Annotated in this window: 16 protein-coding genes and 1 pseudogene; 8 read left to right on the forward strand and 9 right to left on the reverse strand. The window is 68.4% G+C overall.

The window, feature by feature from the left end; translation table 11 throughout:
* Positions 1–164: 164 nt before the first annotated feature.
* Positions 165–611, reverse strand: coding sequence for a hypothetical protein (locus QZM72_RS26555; RefSeq protein ID WP_089470507.1), 447 nt, complete (start codon positions 609–611; stop codon positions 165–167).
* 402 nt (positions 612–1,013) lie between these two features.
* On the opposite strand from QZM72_RS26555, the gene QZM72_RS26560 reads away from it, so the two are divergent.
* Positions 1,014–3,182 (forward strand): TonB-dependent siderophore receptor, encoded by a 2,169-nt coding sequence (locus tag QZM72_RS26560; RefSeq protein ID WP_301739628.1) that lies wholly within the window; start codon positions 1,014–1,016, stop codon positions 3,180–3,182.
* Between the two features lie 13 nt (positions 3,183–3,195).
* On the opposite strand, the gene QZM72_RS26565 is transcribed toward QZM72_RS26560, so the two are convergent.
* Both QZM72_RS26565 and QZM72_RS26570 read right to left on the reverse strand, forming a co-directional pair.
* Entirely contained in the window at positions 3,196–5,121 is a 1,926-nt protein-coding gene (locus QZM72_RS26565) for an SMP-30/gluconolaconase/LRE-like region family protein (protein ID WP_089470509.1), read from the reverse strand.
* Positions 5,122–5,742: 621 nt separating this feature from the next.
* The gene (locus QZM72_RS26570; protein WP_089470510.1) at positions 5,743–6,936 is read right to left on the reverse strand and encodes a porin; all 1,194 of its coding nucleotides are present in this window, start codon (positions 6,934–6,936) and stop codon (positions 5,743–5,745) included.
* 303 nt (positions 6,937–7,239) lie between these two features.
* On the opposite strand from QZM72_RS26570, the gene QZM72_RS26575 reads away from it, so the two are divergent.
* The 4 genes from QZM72_RS26575 (at position 7,240) to QZM72_RS26590 (ending at position 9,614) form a co-directional block, all read left to right on the forward strand.
* Positions 7,240–7,554 carry a hypothetical protein gene (locus tag QZM72_RS26575; protein ID WP_089470511.1) on the forward strand — a complete coding sequence of 105 codons (315 nt, stop codon included), beginning with the start codon at positions 7,240–7,242 and terminating at the stop codon, positions 7,552–7,554.
* Between the two features lie 12 nt (positions 7,555–7,566).
* Positions 7,567–8,103, forward strand: a complete 537-nt coding sequence (locus tag QZM72_RS26580; protein WP_089470512.1) for a GNAT family N-acetyltransferase — start codon at positions 7,567–7,569, stop codon at positions 8,101–8,103.
* A gap of 106 nt (positions 8,104–8,209) precedes the next feature.
* The gene (locus QZM72_RS26585; protein ID WP_089470513.1) at positions 8,210–8,944 is read left to right on the forward strand and encodes a metallophosphoesterase; all 735 of its coding nucleotides are present in this window, start codon (positions 8,210–8,212) and stop codon (positions 8,942–8,944) included.
* Positions 8,945–9,002: 58 nt separating this feature from the next.
* Positions 9,003–9,614: an alpha/beta fold hydrolase gene (locus QZM72_RS26590; protein ID WP_089470514.1), complete on the forward strand. Its 612-nt coding sequence runs from the start codon at positions 9,003–9,005 to the stop codon at positions 9,612–9,614.
* A gap of 81 nt (positions 9,615–9,695) precedes the next feature.
* On the opposite strand, the gene QZM72_RS26595 is transcribed toward QZM72_RS26590, so the two are convergent.
* Both QZM72_RS26595 and QZM72_RS26600 read right to left on the reverse strand, forming a co-directional pair.
* Positions 9,696–11,018: an ATP-binding protein gene (locus QZM72_RS26595; RefSeq protein ID WP_089470515.1), complete on the reverse strand. Its 1,323-nt coding sequence runs from the start codon at positions 11,016–11,018 to the stop codon at positions 9,696–9,698.
* Positions 11,015–11,755: a response regulator gene (locus QZM72_RS26600; protein WP_050016245.1), complete on the reverse strand. Its 741-nt coding sequence runs from the start codon at positions 11,753–11,755 to the stop codon at positions 11,015–11,017. Before QZM72_RS26600 ends, QZM72_RS26595 begins: the two co-directional genes overlap by 4 nt.
* A 227-nt stretch (positions 11,756–11,982) precedes the next feature.
* Between QZM72_RS26600 and QZM72_RS26605 the strand changes: the two genes are divergently transcribed.
* Complete coding sequence (locus tag QZM72_RS26605; RefSeq protein ID WP_089470516.1) at positions 11,983–12,564, forward strand: thioredoxin family protein; 582 nt, start codon at positions 11,983–11,985, stop codon at positions 12,562–12,564.
* 51 nt (positions 12,565–12,615) lie between these two features.
* Here the strand turns inward: QZM72_RS26605 and QZM72_RS26610 are convergent, their stop codons facing one another.
* Positions 12,616–13,254 carry an FMN-binding negative transcriptional regulator gene (locus tag QZM72_RS26610; protein WP_301739629.1) on the reverse strand — a complete coding sequence of 213 codons (639 nt, stop codon included), beginning with the start codon at positions 13,252–13,254 and terminating at the stop codon, positions 12,616–12,618.
* A 123-nt stretch (positions 13,255–13,377) separates the two neighbouring features.
* Here QZM72_RS26610 and QZM72_RS26615 point away from each other — a divergent pair, with 123 nt between their 5' ends.
* Both QZM72_RS26615 and QZM72_RS26620 read left to right on the forward strand, forming a co-directional pair.
* A complete protein-coding gene (locus tag QZM72_RS26615) occupies positions 13,378–14,886 on the forward strand; it encodes a PLP-dependent aminotransferase family protein (protein ID WP_301739630.1) in 1,509 nt (502 codons plus the stop codon).
* A 124-nt stretch (positions 14,887–15,010) separates the two neighbouring features.
* A complete protein-coding gene (locus tag QZM72_RS26620) occupies positions 15,011–17,242 on the forward strand; it encodes a penicillin-binding protein 1A (protein WP_301739631.1) in 2,232 nt (743 codons plus the stop codon).
* A gap of 94 nt (positions 17,243–17,336) precedes the next feature.
* Here the strand turns inward: QZM72_RS26620 and QZM72_RS26625 are convergent.
* The 3 genes and pseudogenes from QZM72_RS26625 to QZM72_RS26635 form a co-directional block, all read right to left on the reverse strand.
* Positions 17,337–17,840, reverse strand: a pseudogene (locus tag QZM72_RS26625) (adenosine deaminase); the annotation flags it as partial.
* A gap of 64 nt (positions 17,841–17,904) precedes the next feature.
* Positions 17,905–19,221 carry a hypothetical protein gene (locus QZM72_RS26630; protein ID WP_301739632.1) on the reverse strand — a complete coding sequence of 439 codons (1,317 nt, stop codon included), beginning with the start codon at positions 19,219–19,221 and terminating at the stop codon, positions 17,905–17,907.
* Positions 19,222–19,583: 362 nt separating this feature from the next.
* Positions 19,584–21,002 carry an MFS transporter gene (locus QZM72_RS26635; protein ID WP_301739633.1) on the reverse strand — a complete coding sequence of 473 codons (1,419 nt, stop codon included), beginning with the start codon at positions 21,000–21,002 and terminating at the stop codon, positions 19,584–19,586.
* Positions 21,003–21,022 lie beyond the last annotated feature (20 nt).

The following is a 21,022-nucleotide window of genomic DNA, read 5'->3' on the forward strand; positions in this document are numbered from 1 at the left end:
GGTAGATGGACCGCCCGACCGCGGCGGCCAACCACCGCCATGGAGACGATCGATGGCGATCCTGCCGCCCATCGGTCAATACACCTGAATTCCCGACCGATCGAGGGTGCTTGCCACCCGACCCCGCCTGACCATCGCACGCCGGCGCACGCCCATCGCGCGGCTCAATCGGCGAGCCGGCAATGCGACAGCTTCAACCCCGGCAGCACCGGGGCATCGACATAGCCTTCGTTCACGCAACTGAACCGGAACGCCGCCGACGTAACGAACGGCTTGATCTCGCCGCCGGGAAATTTCGGCTTCAGCGCCTCTTGGTCGGCCACGTCGAAATGCGTGTCGAACTGCTCGCCGTCGGCCGTCAGCGCGCCGAAGTACGTGCCGCCCGGGTCGCTGCCCATCCGGATCACCGCGCCGACGAACGTGACGCGCTTGCCGTCGTACTTCGCCTTCGCGGCGGCCATGTCCTGCGTATAGGCCTCGATCATGGCGCCGTAGTGCGCGTCGATCGCGGGTTCGGCGTTCGACGCCGCACTCGCGGCCTGGTGAACGCCCGCCAGCAGCGCGCAGGCCGCAAGCGCGGCCGCCGCGAACGGCGCGGAAATCTTCTTCATGGGTGGTCTCCCGTCCAGCGTGGTGGTTGAAATGATCGAAGCCCCGGCGCGATGCCGGTTGAATTCGCTTGCGTCGCTTTAATCGTTCGAATGGCGGTACACGGCTGCGATCACTTCGTCGCCCACGCGGTCGTGCGCGGCGCGCGGCGTCGCGCCGAGCGCGACGTGACAGGAAGATGACATGGTGCGGCCCCCGGCTCTCTCGTTGAATTTCACTGCGTCTGATTTTGGCCGCTACGGTAGCAGACGACCGACAGCGCGGCAACCGACGGCCGGGCATTGCCCGATCACCCCATTACAATTGCAAATAGTTCTCATTACATATATCATGCGCGTCCTGTACACACCGCAATGTCGCGGCCCGCGCCACGATCCTTCGCCTTCCTCTTCCCGCATCGATTCATGCCATCCCGTCGAACGCCCTGCCGTGTCCGGACCTCGCGTCCGTGGCGCACGCGCCTGCCTGCCCTGCTCACCCTGTGCGCCGCGACCGGCGCGCATGCGGCCGGCGCCGAACCCGTTGCCCCCGCACCGGCTCCGGCGACCGCCGCCGAACACGAACTCCCGGCGATCAGCGTCAATGCATCGGCCACCGTCGATCCGACGATCGGCTATCAGCCGCGCACGACGAGCATCGCGGGCGGCGAAAACCGACCGCTGAAGGATATCCCGCAATCGGTCGCGGTGGTCAGCAGCAGCGTGATGCAGGACCAGCAGGCGCGCTCGCTCGACGACGTGCTCGGCAACATCAGCGGCGTCACGCAGACGAATACGCTCGGCGGCACGCGCGACGCGTTCATCAAGCGCGGCTTCGGGTCGAACAACGACGGCTCGGTGCTGGTCGACGGCGTACGCACGCCGGTGCTGCACAGCTATCTCGCGACGATCGATCGCGTCGAAGTGCTGAAGGGCCCCGCTTCGCTGCTGTACGGGATGCAGGACCCGGGCGGCGTGATCAACCTCGTCACGCGCAAGCCGGAAGACACGTTCGGCGGCTCGATCTCCGCGTCGCGCACGAACCACGGCGGCAGCAACGCCCAGTTCGATCTCACGGGGCCGCTCGGCAAGCCCGGCCAGGTCGCGGGCGGCACGCTCGCCTTCCGGCTGACCGGCGAATACGACACGAGCCGCTACTGGCGCAGCTTCGGCCGCGAACGCAGCGCGCTGATCGCGCCCGCGCTGTCGTGGCACGACGCAAACACGTCGATCGACGTCAGCTACCAGTACGTCGACTACACGACGCCGTTCGACCGCGGCACCGTGCTCGTCAACGGCCAGCTCGACGATGCGCTGCGCTATCGCCGCTACGAGGAGGCGTGGTCGCAAAGCAGCGGCATCCAGGAAACGCTGCGTACGCGCATCGAGCACCGCTTCTCCGATGCATGGCGCGTACGTGCGACCTACGGCTGGGGCCGCGACCGCTACGATCAATACCTCACCCGCGCCGCCGCGTTCAACAGCAAGACCGGCACGCTCACGCGCTCGTCCGATGCGAACCTCGGGCGCAACGATTCGGACCAGATCGCGACGCTCGGGTTGCTCGGCAACGTGACGCTTGCAGGCATGCAACACGCGATCTACGTCGGCGGCGAATACGAGCGGCAGCGCAGCTTCCGCGGCGACACGATCCGCGGCAAGGCGACGACGGGCTTCAATCTCTACGATCCCGTATACGGCCTGCTCGCGCCGGGCGGCGTGCCGAATCCGAAGCAGAGCGATTCGCGCTCGGTCGTGCATGCGTACTCGACGATCGTGCAGGACTCGGTGAAGATCACCGATCGCCTCACCGCGGTAGGCGGGCTGCGCTGGGAAAACTGGCAGCAGGAATCGGGGATGGGCCGGCCGTTCGTGTTCGCCGACCGCTCGCGCGGCAGCGTCTGGCTGCCGCAGTTCGGGCTCGCGTATGCGTTGACGCCGGCATTGACCGCCTACGCGAACGTGAGCCGCTCGTTCAAGCCGAACGTCGCGTCGAACGTCGCGGCGCCGCTCGCGCCGGAATACGGCCGCGTGCTCGAGGCCGGGCTGAAGTTCAGCCTGAAACCGGCGATCACGGGCACGCTCGCCGTCTACCAGATCGACAAGCGCAACGTCGCGATCACGGTCGGCGACATCACGTCGACGATCGGCACCGCGCGCTCGCGCGGGATCGAGCTCGACGTGGCCGGGCAGATCACGCGCCACCTGAGCGTGATCGGCAGCTATGCGTATACGAACGCGAACGATCGCGACAGCAACACGCCGCTCGTCAACGTCGCGCGCCACACCGGCAGCGTGTTCGCGGTGTACGACACGGCCATCGCGAACCTGCCCGGGCGCTGGCGCTTCGGCGGCGGCGCGCGGCTCGTCGGCGCGCGGCCCGGCGACACCGCGAACAGCTTCACGCTGCCCGGCTACGTGAGCGTCGACGCGTTCGCCGCATACGAAACGACGATCGGCAAGTTCCCGACCCGCTTCCAGCTCAACGTGAAGAACCTGCTCGACAAGACCTACTATCCGTCGAGCAACAGCAACCTGATCGTCGCGGTCGGCGAGCCGCGGCTCGTCACGCTGACGACGACGGTATCGTTCTGACGCCCTCGCGCGCTCACGGACGCCAGCGATACACGACGATGCTCGAGCCGTTGTAGTTGTCCTTCGTGATCACGTATTCGCCGGTCGAGCGCAGGTACGCCTGCACGCCGTACATCGAGTCGACGTCGTTGCCGACGTCCATCGACGACGCGTTCGAGTTCGTCAGCGTCGCGACGAGCGCACCGGTGTTCAGATCGAAGATGTCGATGTTCGGCACCGTGTGCACATAGCCGACGAACAGGTAGTGGCCGGCCGCCGCGATCGATTTCGGGTTCGCGCTCGTCAGGTTGATCACCGGGTTCGGCGTGCTCGTGTTGCCGTTCTTCCAGCCGCGATAGACCTCGATGTGCCCGTTCATCGCGGTCCAGTCCCAGTTGCCCGCGAGGCCCTGCGCGAGGATCATCGTGTCGCTGTCGGCCTGATAGAGGATGCGCGTCACGGGCGCCACGCTGCTCGGCACGGCCGTCGTCACCGGCTTGCCCCACGACGGCTTGCCGGTCGCGTCGAAGCCCGTCATCGGGTAGCGCGTGATCACGTTGGAGCCGTTCAGTCCGGCCCACACGTCGCCGTTGCCGTCGATGTCGAAGCCGGCCGTCACCTGCAGTGTCGTGTTGAACGGCTTGCCAGGCAGCGAGCCGGCCGGAATCGCGATATAGCCGCTCGCGGCGTTGAAGTAATAGAAGTTGAAGTTGCCGGGGTTCTGCCCCGACGCGACGAGGATCCGGTTGCCGCCGACCGTCACGAGCTGGCCGAAGTGCTGGCCGCGCTGGTAGTCGTTCATGTCGAGGCGCGGGTCTTTCGGATAGGTGAACGGGTCGACCGTGTTCGCGACGAACGTGCCGCCCGCGGTGCCCGTATACACGTTGTTGCCGCTGAAGAATAACGCGCCGTCGGTCGCGGGGTCGGGCGCGGCGATGCCCTCGAAGTTCAGCGCCTGCAGCTTCCATTGCAGCGTGCCGACCGGGCTGTACGAATGCAGATCGGTGCTGCCGTTGCGGCCGAGATCCCAGCCGCCGCCCCACGCGTTGTTCAGCACGTACAGGTTGCCGGCCGCATCCTTGCCGAGCGCCGCGACGCGCGTGAAGCGCTTGTCGCCGACCTGCCCCTTGATGCCCGTCGTCGTGTCGAGATAGCCGCCCTGCACGCCGAACGTGCCGACCTGCACCGGCATTCCGGGCAGCCCGCCGTACACCTTGATGTTCATGTCGGGCCCTTCGTCGCCCACCATCAACCGGCCCATCGACGCATCGAAGTACAGCGACGCCGGCCGCGCGCCGGCCGCCATCTGGAGCGTGCTCATCGCCGCACCGCTCGCGCTGAACTGCGCGACGACGCCCGCGCTCTTGCGCGCGACCCACAGGTTGCCGGCCGCATCGAGCGCCAGCGCGCCGGGGCCCGTGACGCCGATGTCGCGCTGCCACACGCCGTCGGTCGTATAGACGCGCACGCGGTTGCCGTAGAAGTCGCTCACGTACAGCAGGTTGCCGGCCGTCGCGAGGCCCGTGATCACGTCCGCATACTGGATGCCCGTCCACGTGCTGACCGGAATGCGCAGGTCGCGCTGGTTCGTGCTGCGGTTGTAGCGGCCCACCGAGCCGCTGCCGAACGTGCGGTTGTAGCCGAGCGCGACGAACAGCGACGTCGAATTGCCGGTGATCGCGCCGCCCTGGAATTCGTCGTGGATGCCGATCGTGCCGAGCGGCTGGCCGTTCTGATAGATCGCGACCCCGCCCGCGTTCTCGTCCCAGCGCGACGCCGTGTAGATCACGCCTTCGGGCGCGACCCACATCGAGCGCGCGCCGTTGCCGACGTGCGAGGCCAGCGTGCCGTACGTGTTCGCGAGCCAGTCGGTCGAGTATTGCGCCTGCGCGTGGCTTGCCGGCGCCAGCAACGCCATGCACATTCCCAGCAACGCCGCGCGGATTTGTTTCATTGACATGAATAATGCTCCCAGACGAACAATGGTCGACACTGTAAATCGCGGCGCATGAAATATTGGTGATTCCGGCAAACGCGCATTCGTCGCTCCTCCGAATTATTCACTCCACGCCTTTTGCCGTCCGGCGCTTTTTCGTCAACGATTGAAAAATCGACGAACCCACGCCAGTACGGCCTGCCAGCCGTGCTGGTTCGGCGCATTCCCCGGCATTTTCTTCCGGTACATCCAATGCAGATACGTCATTTTTTCTGATATGCCGTATTGCCTTTTCATCCCGGAATTCTTTTTGATTATTACAAATAGAAATTAAAATGAAAGGAGAAAAATATTATTCGGCGCGCTCGGCCGTTCGCGATGTCGCGCACGAAAGGGAAAGCGGGAGGGAAAGGAGGAATGCGGCGGGAACAGCCGCGCGCCGGCTGGGCCGGCACACGGCGGCGCTCGTTCAGCGCGTCAGGGCGAACGTCGGGCCGTCCCGGCCGTCGACGTATTTCGGCAGCGCATCGACGACGTCGATCACGCGTTGCCCATGGAACGGGTGCATCGTCGGTTGCAGGCGAGCATCCCGCAACGACGCCCGCGGCAGCCGCGGGCCCCGTTGCACGCGCAACGATCGCCGCGTCAGAACTTCTGGCGCAGCCCCAGGCTCACGATCGCCTGCGAGCGCGAGTCGGACGAATGGCCGTTCGCCTTGTCGGACACCGACGCGGTCGCGGCCACCGGCCGGCCGAGCGCGTCGAGCGTCGTGCCGGACGCATGCTGGTACGCGCCGAGCAGGTACACGCTGGTGCGCTTCGACAAGTCGTAGACCGCGCCGAGCGTGACGTTGTGATACTGCGCGCGGTTGTCGATGCCGTCGACGTCGCTGCCGCGCGTGTAGCTGTAGCCGGCGAACAGTTGCGTCTGCGGCTGCACGTTCCAGCGCGTGAACACGCCCGCGACGTTGAAGGTCGCATGGCCGGCGAACAGCGACTGGCCGCCGCCGCGGTACTGCACGTTGCTGTAGTTCACGCCGACGACGGCCGGGCCGAAGTCGTACGTCGCGCCGGTCGCGATCACCTGCTGCGACTGCGCGCTCGCGTAGCCTTCGTTGATCGACGAGTTGAACAGCCCGTCGTCGGTGCTCTGCCACTTGCCTGCCGTCGGGTCGGTCGCGCCCGTCTTGCTGTTGTCCGAGCGCTCGTAGCCGACGCCCACGCGCAGCGGCCCGGCGGCGTACGCGGCGCCCACGCTCCACGTGTTGCGCCGCTTCATGCTGCCCGGCTGGCCGCCGAAGCCGTACAGCGCGCCGAACGTGAAGCCCGCGTAGTTCGCGCTCGTGTACTTGATCGCGCTGTCGACGCGCGCGGTCTGGTCGAGATCGTCGATGTCGCCCGGGTGCGCGCCGAAGCCGCCGATGAACGACGACGGACCGACCGGGCTCACGAAATCGTCGAGCGACGTGTACTGACGGCCGAGCGTGATCGTGCCGTAGCGGTCACTGCCGACGCCGACGAACGCCTGCCGGCCGAACTGGCGGCCGCCCTGGCCCGACGTGCCGTTGGTGATGTCGAAGCCGTTCTCGAGGACGAACAGCGCGCGCATTCCGCCGCCGAGATCCTCGGCACCCTTGATGCCCCAGCGGCTGCCGGAGAGGTTGCCGGTCGTGAGCCCGACGCTCGAATGCCCGGTGTACGCGCCCGCCGAGCCGCCCCGTTCGTTGCTGCGATAGGTCACGCCCGCGTCGACGATGCCGTACAGCGTGACGGAGCTTTGCGCGGCGGCGACACCCGCGAGCGAGAGCAGCAGCGGCGCTGCGATCAGTTGCTTGTTCATGGTTGGTTGTCTCCGGGCGGTGAACCCGTTGTTCTAGCTATGGCGAGTAGCGCGCGCGGACGCCGACATCCGCCGGCGGTGCGAGGTCGACGACGTCCGCGCGCGACGACGCAGCGGGCATGCCCCGCTGCGGCCGGTATGGTAGTTGGAACCGGTTCCGTTCCAAAGCGGAATAATGGCAACAGTTTCTTGTCAAAATCGAGATAGTCGGCGAGCGGCCGGAAGCGCGGCTGCCGCGCCTGTACAGCGCGAGGCGACGCGGACGATAATCGGCTGCGCGCCGTCCACCGGGAGAGCTTCTTCGTGCACGAAACGACCCTGCTGATCTTCGCCGCCGTCGCGTTCGTCGGCATCGCGACACCCGGCCCGACCGTGCTGCTCGCGCTGACCAACGGCTCGCGCTACGGCGTGCGCCGGGCCGCCTACGGTTTCGCGGGCGCGATGCTGTCCGACTTCGTGCTGCTCGACGGCGTCGTGATGTTCGGCTACGCACTGCTCGGCGCACGCGCGGTGCGGCTGCTGAAGCGCTCGGGCGCGCTGTGGCTCGAACGCACGTGCGGCGCGATGCTGCTCGCGCTCGCCGGTTCGCTCGCGCTGTACCGGCGCCATGCCGCATAGGCGCCGGGCTCCATGAAAATCGCCGCGCCGCCGCGCGCCGGCTTCCCCGGCCTGTCGCTCAGGCAACTCGAACGCGCGGATCTCGACGCGTGGTACGCGTATCTGTCGAATCCCGACGTTTTCCGCCACACGAGCTGGAACCTGCGCTCGCCCGACGATCTGCTGCCAGTGTTCGACCACATCGAATCGGCCGATCCGGATTCGATCCGGCGTCTCGCGATCGTCGACACCGCATCGGGCGCACTCGTCGGGACGGTCGGGCTGCATACGGTGTCCACCGTGAACCGCTCGGCGGAGATTGCGTACGACCTCGCGCCGTCGCACTGGGGGCGCGGCATCGCGAGCGCGGTGTGCGACGCCGTCACCGCGTGGGCGTTCGCCGAAGGCGGCTTCATCCGCATGCAGGCCGTCGTGCTGACCAGTAATACGGGCTCCGCGCGCGTGCTGCAGAAGTGCGGCTACCGCTACGAAGGGCTGCTGCGCGCCTACAAGATGGTGCGCGGCGCGCCGGGCGATTTCGCGATGTACGCACGGCTCGCGACCGACTGACGCGCCCCTGCGCCTGCGCCGCCCATCCCGCACCGATGCCGTGAAGCGATTGGACGCCCCGCGCCGAATTGGCGACAATCGCCGTTCCCCTCATCGCCTTGCCGCCATGAAAATCGCCGCGCTATCCGACATCCACGGCAACCTCGCCGCGCTCGACGCGGTGCTCGACGACGTCCGCCGCCGTAGCGCCGACGTGATCGTCAATCTCGGCGACATCCTGTCGGGCGCGCTCCATCCGGCCGAGACGGCCGATCGCCTGATCGCGCTCGACCTGCCGACCATCAAGGGCAATCACGAACGGCAACTGCTGACGCGCGAGCGCGGCGCGATGGGGCTGTCGGATCGTTGGGCGCACGACACGCTGCGCGCCGACCACCGCACGTGGCTCGCCGCGCTGCCCGAACGCCTGATGCTCGACGGCGACGTGCTGATGGTGCACGGCACACCGGCCAGCGACCTCGTCTATTTCCTCGAAACGGTCACGCCCGATGGTTGCCGCGCGGCCACGCCCGACGAAGTCGCGCAGCGCGCGGGCGACACGGCGGCCTCGCTGATCCTGTGCGGCCACACGCACGTGCCGCGCACCGCGAAGCTCGGCGACGGCCGGCTGATCGTCAATCCGGGCAGCGTCGGGCTGCAGGCGTACGCGGACGATCTGCCGCATCCGCACCGGATCGAGACGGGCTCGCCGCATGCGCGCTACGCGATGGTGTCGCGCACCGCGGCCGGCTGGAACGTCGAATTCCATGCGGTCGAATACGACTGGCACACGGCCGCCGCGATCGCGGCGTCGCGCGGACGCGACGAGTGGGCCGTCGCGCTGCGCACCGGCCGCTGCTGACCCGCGCGCAGCGCCCGGTCACCCCCTTCGCTTTTCAATCACAGGAACACGAAACGTCATGCCCGTCCCGTCCCAACTGCTCTTCCTGCCCGGCGCATCGGGCAGCACCGCGTTCTGGCAGCCGCTGGCCGGCATGCTCACGCATCCGGCCGAGCGGCGGATCGTCGCGTATCCGGGCTTCGGCGACACGCCGCGCGACCCGGCGGTCGACGATTTCGACAGCCTCGTGCGTCATGTGCTCGCCAGCATCGATCGGCCGACCGCCGTGATCGCGCAATCGATGGGCGGCGTGATCGCGATGCGCGCGGCGCTCGACAAGCCGGATCTCGTCACGCATCTCGTGCTGACGGTCACGTCCGGCGGACTCGACATGGCCGGGCTCGGCGCGCAGGACTGGCGCGCCGGTTTCGCCGAAGCGAACCCGCGGTTGCCCGACTGGTTCATCACGTTTCGCGCGGACCTGTCGCAAGACATCGGCCGTATCGCGCAGCCGACGCTGCTGCTGTGGGGCGACGACGATCCGCTCAGCCCGGTCGCGGCCGGCCGGCGCCTGCTCGAACGGCTACCCGATGCGCAACTGCATGTCGTGCCGGGCGGCCGGCACGATCTCGCGGCCGTGCACGCGGAAGCGCTCGCGCCGCTCGTCGACGCACATCTGCAACGCGTGTGAAGTCGCACACATCGCACATATCCCACACATCGCACGCTTCGGCGCGCGCCTGACACCGCGGCGCTCATACGCCGCGTCGCATCACCCCGCGTGCCTCAGCGTGAGCCGCGCTTCGAGCCCACCGCCGTCCGGCCGGTTGTTCAGCGTGAGCGTGCCGCCCATCGCGAGCGCGAGTTGCCGCGCGATCGCGAGACCGAGCCCCGTGCCGCCCGTGTCGCGATTGCGCGATGTCTCCACGCGCCGGAACGGCTCGAACACCGCGTCGAGCTGATCGTCCGGAATGCCGGGCCCACGGTCGAGCACGGCGATCACCGCGCCGCCGTCCGGCGCCGCCTGCACGTCGATCTCGGCCGCGCCCGCGAACTTCAGCGCGTTGTCCACCAGGTTGCCGACGATGCGGCGCAGCGCCTTCGGCCGCGTGACGAGCGCGAGCGGCGCATGACTGTGCAGCGCGACGTCCTGCCCCGCATCCGTGTAGTCGTACACGATGCTGTCGAGCAGCGCATCGAGATCGATGCGGCGCGCGGCTTCCTCGGTGCCATGCAGCGTGCGCGCATACGCGACGCCCTCCTTCACCAGATGCTCCATCTCCAGCAGGTCCTGGCGCAGCTTCGCGCCCTGCGCGTCGTCGTCCATCACGTCGACGCGCAGCCGCATCCGCGTGATCGGCGTCTGCAGATCGTGCGAGATCGACGCGAGGATCTGCATGCGCTCGGCCATGTACTGCGCGATGCGGTCCTGCATCGCGTTGAACGCCCGCGCGGCGCGCGCGACTTCCGACGGCCCGCCTTCGCTCAGCCGTTCGCCCTTCAGGTCGGGGCCGAGCGCGTCCGCGGCCTGCGCGAGCTGCTTGAGCGGCCGCGTCGCGAGCCGCACCGCGAGCCAGCAGCATGCGGCCAGCACCGCGAGCTGCACCACGAGCACGGCCGGCAGCCAGCCCGACAGCGGCACCGTCGACATCGGGTGGATGTCGATTGTCAGCGGCGAGCCGTCGGTAAGACGCAGATGCACCTGCAGATGTTCGCGGTCGCCGGGGATCGAATTCGCGGTCAGCGGGTAGTCGCCGCCGATGCCGTCCGAGATCGAGCGCTCGACGCGCGCCGACAGCCGCGCTTCCGGCGGCGTGCCGGTTTGGCCCGGCCCGAGGATGAACGCATAGCTGCGCCGTGCGAGACGCGGCAGCCACGCGGCCCGCTCCGCCGGCGGCAGATGGTCGAGCAGCGCGACCGAGCTGGCCACCTCGCGCTCGATGTAGCCCATCATCAGGTTCGTGGTCGCCTGGTCGCGCTCGGTCACGGTGAGCCAGAACGACAGCGTCTGCGCGAGCGCGAGGCCCACGCACAGGATCAGCGCGAGCCGCGCGAACAGTGAACGCGGCCAGTGCCACGGCGTGCGCGCGCTCATGGCGTACCGTCGACGGCGGTGACGGTCGACGAGAACACGTAGCCCTCGTTGCGCAGCGTCTTGATGTAGCGCGGTTCGCGCGCGCCGTCGCGCAGGCGCTGGCGCAGCCGGCTCACGAGCAGGTCGATCGAGCGGTCGAACGGGTCGGACTGCCGCCCTTGCGTGAGATTCAGCAACTGGTCGCGCGTCAGCACGCGCTGCGGGTTGTCGAGGAACACGCGCAGCAGCCGGTATTCGGCGCCGCTCAGCGCGACCAGCGTGCCTTCGGCATCGAGCAGGTGGCGTCCGGTCGTGTCGAGCTGCCATTCGCCGAACGCGAGCAGCGCGGCCGTTTCCGTCACCTGCATGCCGGGCGGCAGCATGCGCGCGCGGCGCAGCACCGAGCGGATCCGCGCGAGCAGTTCGCGCACCGCGAACGGCTTGGCCAGGTAGTCGTCGGCGCCCATCTCGAGGCCGATGATGCGGTCGGTTTCCTCGCCGCGGGCGGTGAGCATCAGCACCGGCACCGTGCGGAACTTGCCGGCGCGCAGGTCGCGGCACAGCGTCAGGCCGTCCTCGCCGGGCAGCATCAGGTCGAGCACGATCAGGTCGGGCGCGCCGTCGTCCAGCACGTTGCGCATCTCCCGGCCGTTCGCGGCGAGCGACACGCGCATGCCGTTCTTCTCGAGGTAGTCCGCGATCAGTTCGCGGATCGCGCGATCGTCGTCGACGATCAGCACGTGGTCGATCTTGTCCATGAGTCGTGGTCGGTATCGGGGTTCGGGCGGGCGATGTCCGCTTTTATACCGCACGGCGGGCATGCGTTTGTATCCCAATGTATCGCGCCACCTTGGCGACACACAACATTGCACACCCGCGGCCAGCCGGACACATCGCAGATACGTCGGCGCCGCCTAATGGGGCCTGTCGAAACCCGTCGGGCCGCCGCGCTCGCGCCGCGGCCCCCAAAGATCAGGAGAACGCCATGCTGCCCCGACTCAAGACCGCCGCCCTCGTCATCGCCCTCGCCGCCACGGCCGGGCTCGCCGCGTTCGCCGGCACCCGCGACGACGCGGGCACGCAGGCGTCGCCGGCCGGCATGACGGCGCCGGGCTTCACCGGCATCGACCGCTGGCACAACAGCCCGCCGCTGACGCTCGACCAGTTGCGCGGCAAGGTCGTGCTCGTCGATTTCTGGACGTACTCGTGCATCAACTGCATTCATACGATTCCGTACGTGAACGACTGGTATCGGAAATATCGCGACCAGGGGCTCGTCGTGGTCGGCGTGCATACGCCGGAATATCCGTTCGAACGCGACGCGAAGAACGTCGCCGATGCGATCAAGCGCTTCGACATCCGCTATCCGGTCGCGCAGGACAACCGCTACGACACATGGCGCGCGTACGGCAACCAGTACTGGCCCGCGCTGTACCTGATCGATGCGAACGGCAAGATCGTCTATACGCGGTATGGCGAGGGCGGGTACGACAAGACGGAGGCGGCGATTCGGGGGGCGTTGGCGCAGGCGGCGGAAGGGACGAAGGATTCGACGCGCACGCAGTGACCTGGGCGGCGGGCGGGCGCGATACTCGCCGCGCCCGCTCGCGTCACGCGTTCATTCGCGCTTCGCGTCGGCCTCCGCCAGCATCGCTTCCCCGATCGCGAGCTTCCCGTCCGCGACCAGCGCCTCACCCGCGCCGCGGATATCGGCCTCGGCCTTGTTCTGCCCAAGCTTGCGCTTGCCGACGAGTCGCGTGATCTCGATCTGCAGCCCGACGATCGCCTGCAGCATCGTATCGATATAGTCCTTCGGCGCGTCGCCCATCTTCCACGGCACCGGCTGCGACGCCTCATGCGTGCGCGTCAGCCGTGCGACCACGCCGCGCACGAATTTCTCGTCGTCGCGCACCGTGATGCGGCCGTGCGCATGCACGACCCGGTAGTTCCACGTCGGCACCTGCCGGTGCGCGACGTGCTTGCTCGGATACCCGTTCGGCGAAATGTACGCGTCGCCGGCGCGGAAGATCACGAGCACCTCGTCGCCGTCCGCGATGTCCTGCCAGACCGGATTCGCGCGCGCGACGTGCGCGTGCAGTTCGCCGAGCCCGCCGTCGTCGGGCATCAGCTCGAACGGAAGGTGGTTCGCGTCGAGCCCGCTCTTGCCGTGCGTGATCAGGCTGCCGAACGGGTGCTGCACGATCAGTTCGCGCAGCACCTCGGGGTTGGGTTCGTTGAAATCGGCGGGGACGTACATGTCGGCTCCACGGTCGTGCGGGGTGGGAAATGGGGCGGGTGCGAGCCCGTCATGCGCCGATTGTGAGCCCAAACTGGTTTATCCTGTAGAGCCGGTTTAAAACAATTTCAGCAGACCAGAATCATGGCAAGAACGGCCCGGATCGTCGAAATCCCGTGGCTCGGCGCGCTCGACCGCGCGGCCGGCGACCTGAGCCGCCAGCTCGCGCAGGCGCTGCGCGACGCGGTGCGCCGCGGCGACGTCCGGCCCGGCGACACGCTGCCTTCCACGCGGCTGCTGGCCGCATCGCTGCAGGTGGCGCGCGGCACCGTCGTCGACGCGTATGCGCAACTCATCGCCGAAGGCTTTCTCGAATCGCGCGGCGGCGCGGGCACGCGGGTGGCGAACGCACTCGCGGAACCGCCGCCCGTCGATGAACCCGCTCCCGCTGCCAGCCGTCGGCCCCCGGTACGCGACGGCCTGCCCGAGCCGGCCGCCTCCTTCGCGCGGATCGCCCTCGAATTCAGTCCGCTGCCGGCCGTGCCGTTCGCGATCTCGGTGCCGGTCGGCCTCACCGCGCCCGACGACATCTGGCGCCGGCTCGGCAATCGCCTGCGCGCCCGCGGCGCCGGCGCGCCGTCCGGCTATGCCGACCCGCAAGGCGCGCTGCCGCTGCGCGAAGCGATCGCCGATTACGTGCGCCGCTCGCGCTCGGTGCGCTGCGACGCCGGCCAGGTCGTGATCACGAGCGGCACGCAGCAGGGGCTGTATCTCGCGAGCCAGGTGCTGCTCGGCGAAAACGACCGCGCGTGGGTCGAGAATCCGGCCTATCGCGGCATCACCGCGCTGCTCGAAAGCACCGGGCGGCGCGATGCGATGGTTCGCGTGCCGGTCGACGCGGACGGCCTCGACGTCGACGCCGGCATCCGGCTCGCCCCCGATGCGCGCGCCGCATTCGTCACGCCGTCGCACCAGTACCCGCTCGGCATGCCGCTGAGCATGGCGCGGCGCAATGCGCTGCTGGCGTGGGCGCGCGCGCACCGCTCATGGGTCGTCGAAGACGACTACGACAGCGAGTTGCGCTACGAAGGCTATCCGTTCCCGTCGCTGCAAGGCCTCGCGCCCGACCGCGTGATCTATCTCGGCACCTTCAGCAAGATCCTGTTTCCGTCGCTGCGGCTCGGCTACGTGATCGCCCCCGACGATCTCGTGCCCGCGTTCTGCGGCGCGCGCGTGCTGATGGACCGCCATGCGCCGACCGCCGACCAGCACGTGCTCGCCGCGTTCATCGCCGAAGGGCATCTCGATCGCCACATCCGCCGCGTGCGCGGCGTCTATGCGGAACAGCGCGCGCTCTTGATCGACACGCTCGGCGCGCGGCTGCCGCGCGAGCGCGCGTGGGTGCAGCCGGGCGACCAGGGAATGCACGTCGTGCTGTGGCTCGCGCAAGGCATCGACGATCTCGACGTAGTCGCGCGCGCCGCCCGGGCCGGTGTCGCGGTGCGTGCGGTGTCGCCGATGTTCGCGCCCGGCACGGCACGCGCCGGGCTCGTACTCGGCTTCGGCGGGTTCGGCCGCGCGCAGATGGAAGCGGCCGCGCAGCGGCTCGCGGACGTCGTTTCGTCGGCGGAATCGCGGCCCCGCGCGCGGTAAAAGGTTGGCGGCGGGCAACAAACGTAATCGTCTGTAAATCCTGCAAGCAAACGGCCGTTTCGGGCCCCGGCGTGCGGCTTCCGTTTGCTAGGATCGCGCGTCTTCCATTCGCGCGCCTGCCGCCTTGAACCGCTTCGTGCCGTTTCTCCGAAACGCGTGGCTCCGTTGCCGCGCCCGTGTCGCGCCGCTCGCCGCCGCGTGCCGCACGCGCGTCCGCGCGCTGGGCGCCGGCGCGCTGCATCGCCTGCGCCGTCCGACCCGGCGCGGCGTCGCGCTGACGCTCGCCGCGATTCCCGTGCTGGGCCTGCTGGTCCTGCTCGCGTTCGTTCCGTTCACGCCGAGCATCGGCGACATCCGCAAGGCGCGCATCGACCGCCCCGCGCGCGTGCTGTTGGCCGACGGCCAGCTGATCGCCGAATTCCGGCCCGTGAACCGCGAATGGGTACCGCTCAAGCAGATCTCGCCGCACATGGTCGACGCGCTGATCGCGACCGAGGATCACCGCTTCTACGCGCATCACGGCATCGACTGGCGCCGCACGCTCGCGGCCGGGCTGCATACGTTCTCGGGCGACCGCCAGGGCGGCTCGACGATCACGCAGCAGCTCGCGCGCAATCTGTATCCCGACGAAGTCGGCCGTGCGCCGACGCTCACGCGCAAGGTGAAGGAGCTGATCACCGCGTTCAAGATCGAAGCGGTGTACAGCAAGGACGAGATCCTCGAAACCTACCTGAACACCGTGCCGTTCCTGTACAACGCGTACGGCGTCGAAATGGCCGCGCGCACCTACTTCGGCAAGTCGGCCGACCAGCTCGACATCACGGAAAGCGCGACGCTCGTCGGGATGCTGAAGGGCAACAGCTACTACAACCCGGTGCTGAATCCGGAACGCGCGGTCCAGCGGCGCAACATCGTGCTCGGCCGAATGGCGCAAATGGGCATGCTGTCGCCGCAGCAGCTCGCGAAACTGCAGCGCCGGCCGCTGCGCGTCGACTTCGAACCGCAGACGGCGCAGCCGGGCCTCGCGCCGCATTTCGCGGTGCAACTGCGCAAGTGGCTGATCGCATGGGCCGACCGCAACAACTACGATCTCTACTCGGACGGCCTCGTGGTGCGCACGACGCTCGACGCACGGCTGCAGGGCATGGCGACGCAGGCGCTGACGCGGCAGACCGAACGGCTGCAGGCGATCGCCGACGGCGCGTGGCGCGGGCCGTCCGGTTGCGGGCTGCGCAACAACCTGTTCCTCGGCTTCATTCGGCAGACGCCCGAGTATCGTCAGGCGCGCGACACGGGGCTCACCGATGTGGTTGCGCTGAAGCAGCTCGGCGCGAATCGCGAGTTCATGCGGGCACTGTGCGAGCGCAAAACGCAGGTGCAAGCCGGCTTCGTCGCGATCGATCCGCGCAACGGTGCGATCCGCGCGTGGGTCGGCAGCCCCGACTTCGGCAGCGAGCCGTTCGATCACGTGGTACAGGCGCGGCGCCAGCCGGGTTCGACGTTCAAGCCGTTCGTCTATGGCGCCGCGTTCGCGGACGGGATGCGGCCGGGCGATACGTTCGTCGACCGCCCCGTCGCGATCCCGATCGACGGCCGCGCCGTGTGGCATCCGACCGATGCCGAGCCGCCGACCGGCGAGCCGATGACGCTGCGCGACGCGCTCGCGCTGTCGCGCAACCGCATCACCGCACAGGTCATGCAGCGCGAAGGCGCCGCGAAGGTCGCGCAGCTTGCCCGCGCGATGGGCGTGCGCGACAGCCCGCTCGATGCGGTGCCGTCGCTCGCGCTCGGCACGAGCCCCGTCACGCTGAAGGAAATGGTGTCCGCGTACGGCACGATCGCGAACCGCGGCGTGTACGTCGCGCCGCAGATGATCACGCGCATCGAGGATCGCGACGGCCGGGTGCTCGCCGCGTTCGGCAGCGCGCCGCCGGAACGTGCATTGCCGGTGGCCGCCGCGCAGACGCTCGTCGACGCGATGCGCGGCGTCGTCGATTACGGGACCGGCGCGGACATCCGCTCGCGCTACGGAATCCGGATCGACGTCGCGGGCAAGACCGGCACGACGCAGGACAACACGGACGGCTGGTTCATCCTGATGCATCCGCAACTGGTGGCGGGCGCGTGGGTCGGCTTCGACGACGGCAGCGTGACGCTGCGCAGCGACTACTGGGGCGCGGGCGCGCACAGCGCGCTGCCGATCGTCGGGTCGTTCTACGATGCGGCGCTGCGTGCGCAGGCGATCGATCCGCACGTGCAGTTCTCGCCCGATTTCCGGCCGCGCAGCGCGCCGTCGCCGAAGCGGCGCGCACCGCAGCATTCCGGCCTGTTCGACTGGTTGAGGTTCTTTCGCTGATCGGGGTGGCTGCAGCGCCCGACGTGCGCCATCGTTCAACCAAGACACCGCCCGCATGATCACGAGCGCGAACCCGCTGCCGGATTTCGAGAGCGGTGCGCAGATAGTACGAAATCCCTCGGCACGACGGTGAAGACGATCCCGCGCTCCGCATAGCGTGCGCACAGCTCGGGGTTGTCGACGATCGTATAGCCGTGATCGATGCGGTCCACCTGCAGCAGTCGACGGCCGTCTCGACGTTGCGCCACGGCGTCCCGAACTCGCCCGCATGCGCGGTCGTGCGAAAGCCGGCCGAGCGTGCATTGCGGTACGCGTTCCAGAACAGTTCGGGCGGCCCGTCGTTCTCGCGATAATCGATGCCGAGCCCCGCAACTTCGTCCGCGCGATGCGCGTTCATTCACTCGACAATCGCAACCGCTTCGTCGGGGTCCTGCTCGCGGTCGATGCTCGGAATCAGGCGCGCGCCGATGCCGAAATCGCGCGCGGCATCGCGAATCGCCGTCACGATCGCGGCCTGCGCATCCGCATACGCGATGCCCGACACGTGCACCGTTCCCGTCGGATACCAGAAGCATGCCGCATGGCTGACGTTGTGCGCGCCTTAATGTCAATAAAACGGATTTATTCTCATCCCAAGCATGCCGCGCTCGACGAACCGGCGCTCAGTCCGCCGTGTCGCCGCCCTTCGGCAGCTTCGACCACGCGCCGCGCCCCGGCATCGGCGACCACGCCGGGCGGGTCTTGCGGGCGCTGTCGATCACGACCAGGTAGCGGCCCGCGATCGGCGTGATGTCGCGATCGCGACGCAGTACCCACAACGACTTGCCGGCCTCGACGCGGGCCTGATAGTCGTCGTCGAGCAGGCCGTGCTGGTCGAGAAACGTGTTCAGCGACGCGGGAATCCGAACGCAGCCCTTCGAATGCCGGATGCCGAGCAACGCTTCGAGCCGGTCGGGGTCGGTCGCATGCATCTGGAAGCGCATCGGCGACACGCCGCCCTTGCCCCAGCCGCGCTCGCCGTCCACCCAGCCGAAGTCGTAGATGCGCATGTCGCGCCGGCCGTAGCCGCGAATGCCGTTCTCGTTCGTCGTGCCTTCCGCGCGGAAATCCATCGTGTCGGGCGAGTGATGGAATACGCCGAGCGGCGTCAGGAAATGGTCGTACTGGCCCGGCAGCCCCGTGCCGACCGGCGAGGCGCCGATCATCAACCATGCATTGGCCGGCGTCGCGCGGAAGTAGATGAACAGCGCCTGCACGTTCGGCGCGCGATCGACCATCACGACGTATTCGCCGGCAAGATCGCCGAGATCCGCATCGGCGAGCGCTTTCTGAAGGCGCTCGCCGTACGCGCGCTGTTCGTTCGCGGGCACGTTCAGGCGCCGCGTGACTTCCTGCGTGAAGCGCTTGCGCATGTCGAGCGCGCGTGTCGTCGCGTTTTGCGCCGCCTCGGCCGACAGCGGCGGATGACGGCGCGGCGGGGTGGGCGGAGCCGGTTCGGCCTCGCTGGCGGGCGTGCCGGACGCGGCCGATGCAGGCGCGGCGGCCGACGCCGCGGAAGCCGAGGAAGCGGCCGACGCCCCCGATGCCGCACTCGCGGGTTCCGTGTGATTCGCGTGATTCACGTGTGACGCGGCGGATGTCGGCGCGGCGGCAGATACGCCTAATACCGCATGCGCAGATGAAGCCGGCTGCGTGCGGGAGACCGCCGATGCGGGCAACGCAACAGAGGACGATTGCGCTGCAGATGACGGCGCATCGGACGCGGCAAAGGCGGAACGTTCAACGAGAGCGGAAATCGACGCCACGGCAGCGAGCGACACGGCTGTGGCGACTGCACGGCTGAGGCAACGCGGCTTCGCAAAGCGCCGCGTCAAGTAGGCAAGAGTCATACGTTCGAAGCCATCGGCCGATCCGGCCGCCGCATGCTGCTGGTGCGAGCGGCGCGTCTTCCGCGCAAGCCATCGACACGTCCGGCGCATCGTGTGCGCCCGGCGCCGACGCCTCTTCGCGGCGGAGCCGTTCGCTGATGCAACGCGGGCGCTCCGATGGCGGCTAATGAGTCGTCAGGCCCTTCATTCTACTCGTCGATGCGCGGATCGGCAGCGACCGGAAGCGCGCTTTTACGTGTCATTGCGCTTCGTCACGCTTTGTTTCAACTCGTTGCCGATCGGGTTGCGTTGCGTGGCAGGCTGTCGGACGGGATATCTCGGCGCGCGTTCGAAGGCTTGCATGCTTCTGGGTTGATTCGCATCCCCAATCATGTGACGACGCCGCACGTCGGAACGCAACCGCGTCGCACGCATGCCGCACGAACCGTGCGACACGCGCGCGCACCGGCCGACTACTTCGAGATGGCTTCGAGTGCGATGCCCTTCGTGCGCGGCCCCATCCCTCCGATCGCGGCCATCACGATCGCCATCGCGCCCGCGATGAACGCGAACACGCCGAACGTGCCGAAACCGCGCAGCACGGCCGCGATCACGAACGACGAGAAGATCGCCGAGAAGCGGCTCCACGAATAGACGAAGCCGACGGCCCGCGCGCGAATCGACGTCGGAAACAACTCGGCCTGGTACGCGTGGAAGCTGTACGACATGATGTTGCTCGCGAGCGTGAGGCCGATGCCGAGCACGATCAGGAACGCGCCCACCGTCGTCTGGCTGAACAGCAGCCCGCAGACGACGATCGCCGCCGCCATCGCGACGATCACCGACTTGCGCTCGAAGCGGTCGGCGATCACGAGGCCGATCAGCGGGCCGATCGGCGCCGCGAGCGCGATCACGCTCGAATACATCAGGCTCGATGTGATCGTGATCCCCTGCTTGATCAGCAGCGTCGGCACCCAGTTCGCGAAGCCGTAGAAGCCGACCGTCTGGAACACGTTGAAGATCGTCATCATGATCGTGCGGCTGCGATACGGCGGCACCCACATGTCGCGGAAGCTGCCGCGCGGCGGCACGGGTTCGGCCGGCGCGGGCGGAGGCAGCGGCCGCCCGTATTCGGCTTCGACCTTCGCCTCGAGCGCGCGCATGATGCGGTCGGCTTCGTCGACCCGCCCCTGCTGCGCGAGCCAGCGCGGGCTTTCGGGCAGCTCGCGTCGAATCCACCACACGAACAGCGCGCCATGCGCGCCGATCAGCACGACCCAGCGCCAGCCGTCGAGGCCGAACGGCGCGTGCGGCACGAGCAGGTAAGCAAGGAACGCGACCACCGGCACCGCGACGAACCCCACCGCCTGTTCGCACGCGAACGCGCGGCCGCGGATCTGCTTCGGCACGAGTTCGGAGATGTACGTGCCGATCGTGACCATCTCGACGCCGAGGCCGAGACCGACGACGAAGCGCCAGAAGTTCAGCCCGGCCGCGGTGTCCTGGAACGCCATCACGACGTTGGCGGCCGTGTACCACAGCAGCGACCACGTGAAGATCGCGCGGCGGCCGAACCGGTCGGCGAGGAAGCCGCACGCGATCGTGCCGATGAAGAGCCCGGAGAACAGCGCGGCGATGAAGCTCGCGACGCCCGTGGTGCCGAACAGGCCGTGCGTCGTCGCGGACAGGATGCCGCTTTTCACGAGGCCCGGCGCGACGTAGCCGCTGTAGAGCAGGTCGTAGAGCTCGAAGAAGAAGCCGAGGCTCAGCAACACGACGAGCTTCCAGACGCTGCGCGTCGGCGGCAGACGGTCGAGACGGGCCGAGATGGCGCCGGGGTCGATGGATGAGGATTGGGCAGGTGCCTGCGAAAGGCTGTCCGTTGAGGCCATCTTGGGCGTGTCTCCTGATC

The organism is Burkholderia sp. AU45388, from assembly GCF_030481585.1.
In the GTDB taxonomy this organism is placed as follows: Bacteria; Pseudomonadota; Gammaproteobacteria; order Burkholderiales; family Burkholderiaceae; genus Burkholderia; species Burkholderia sola.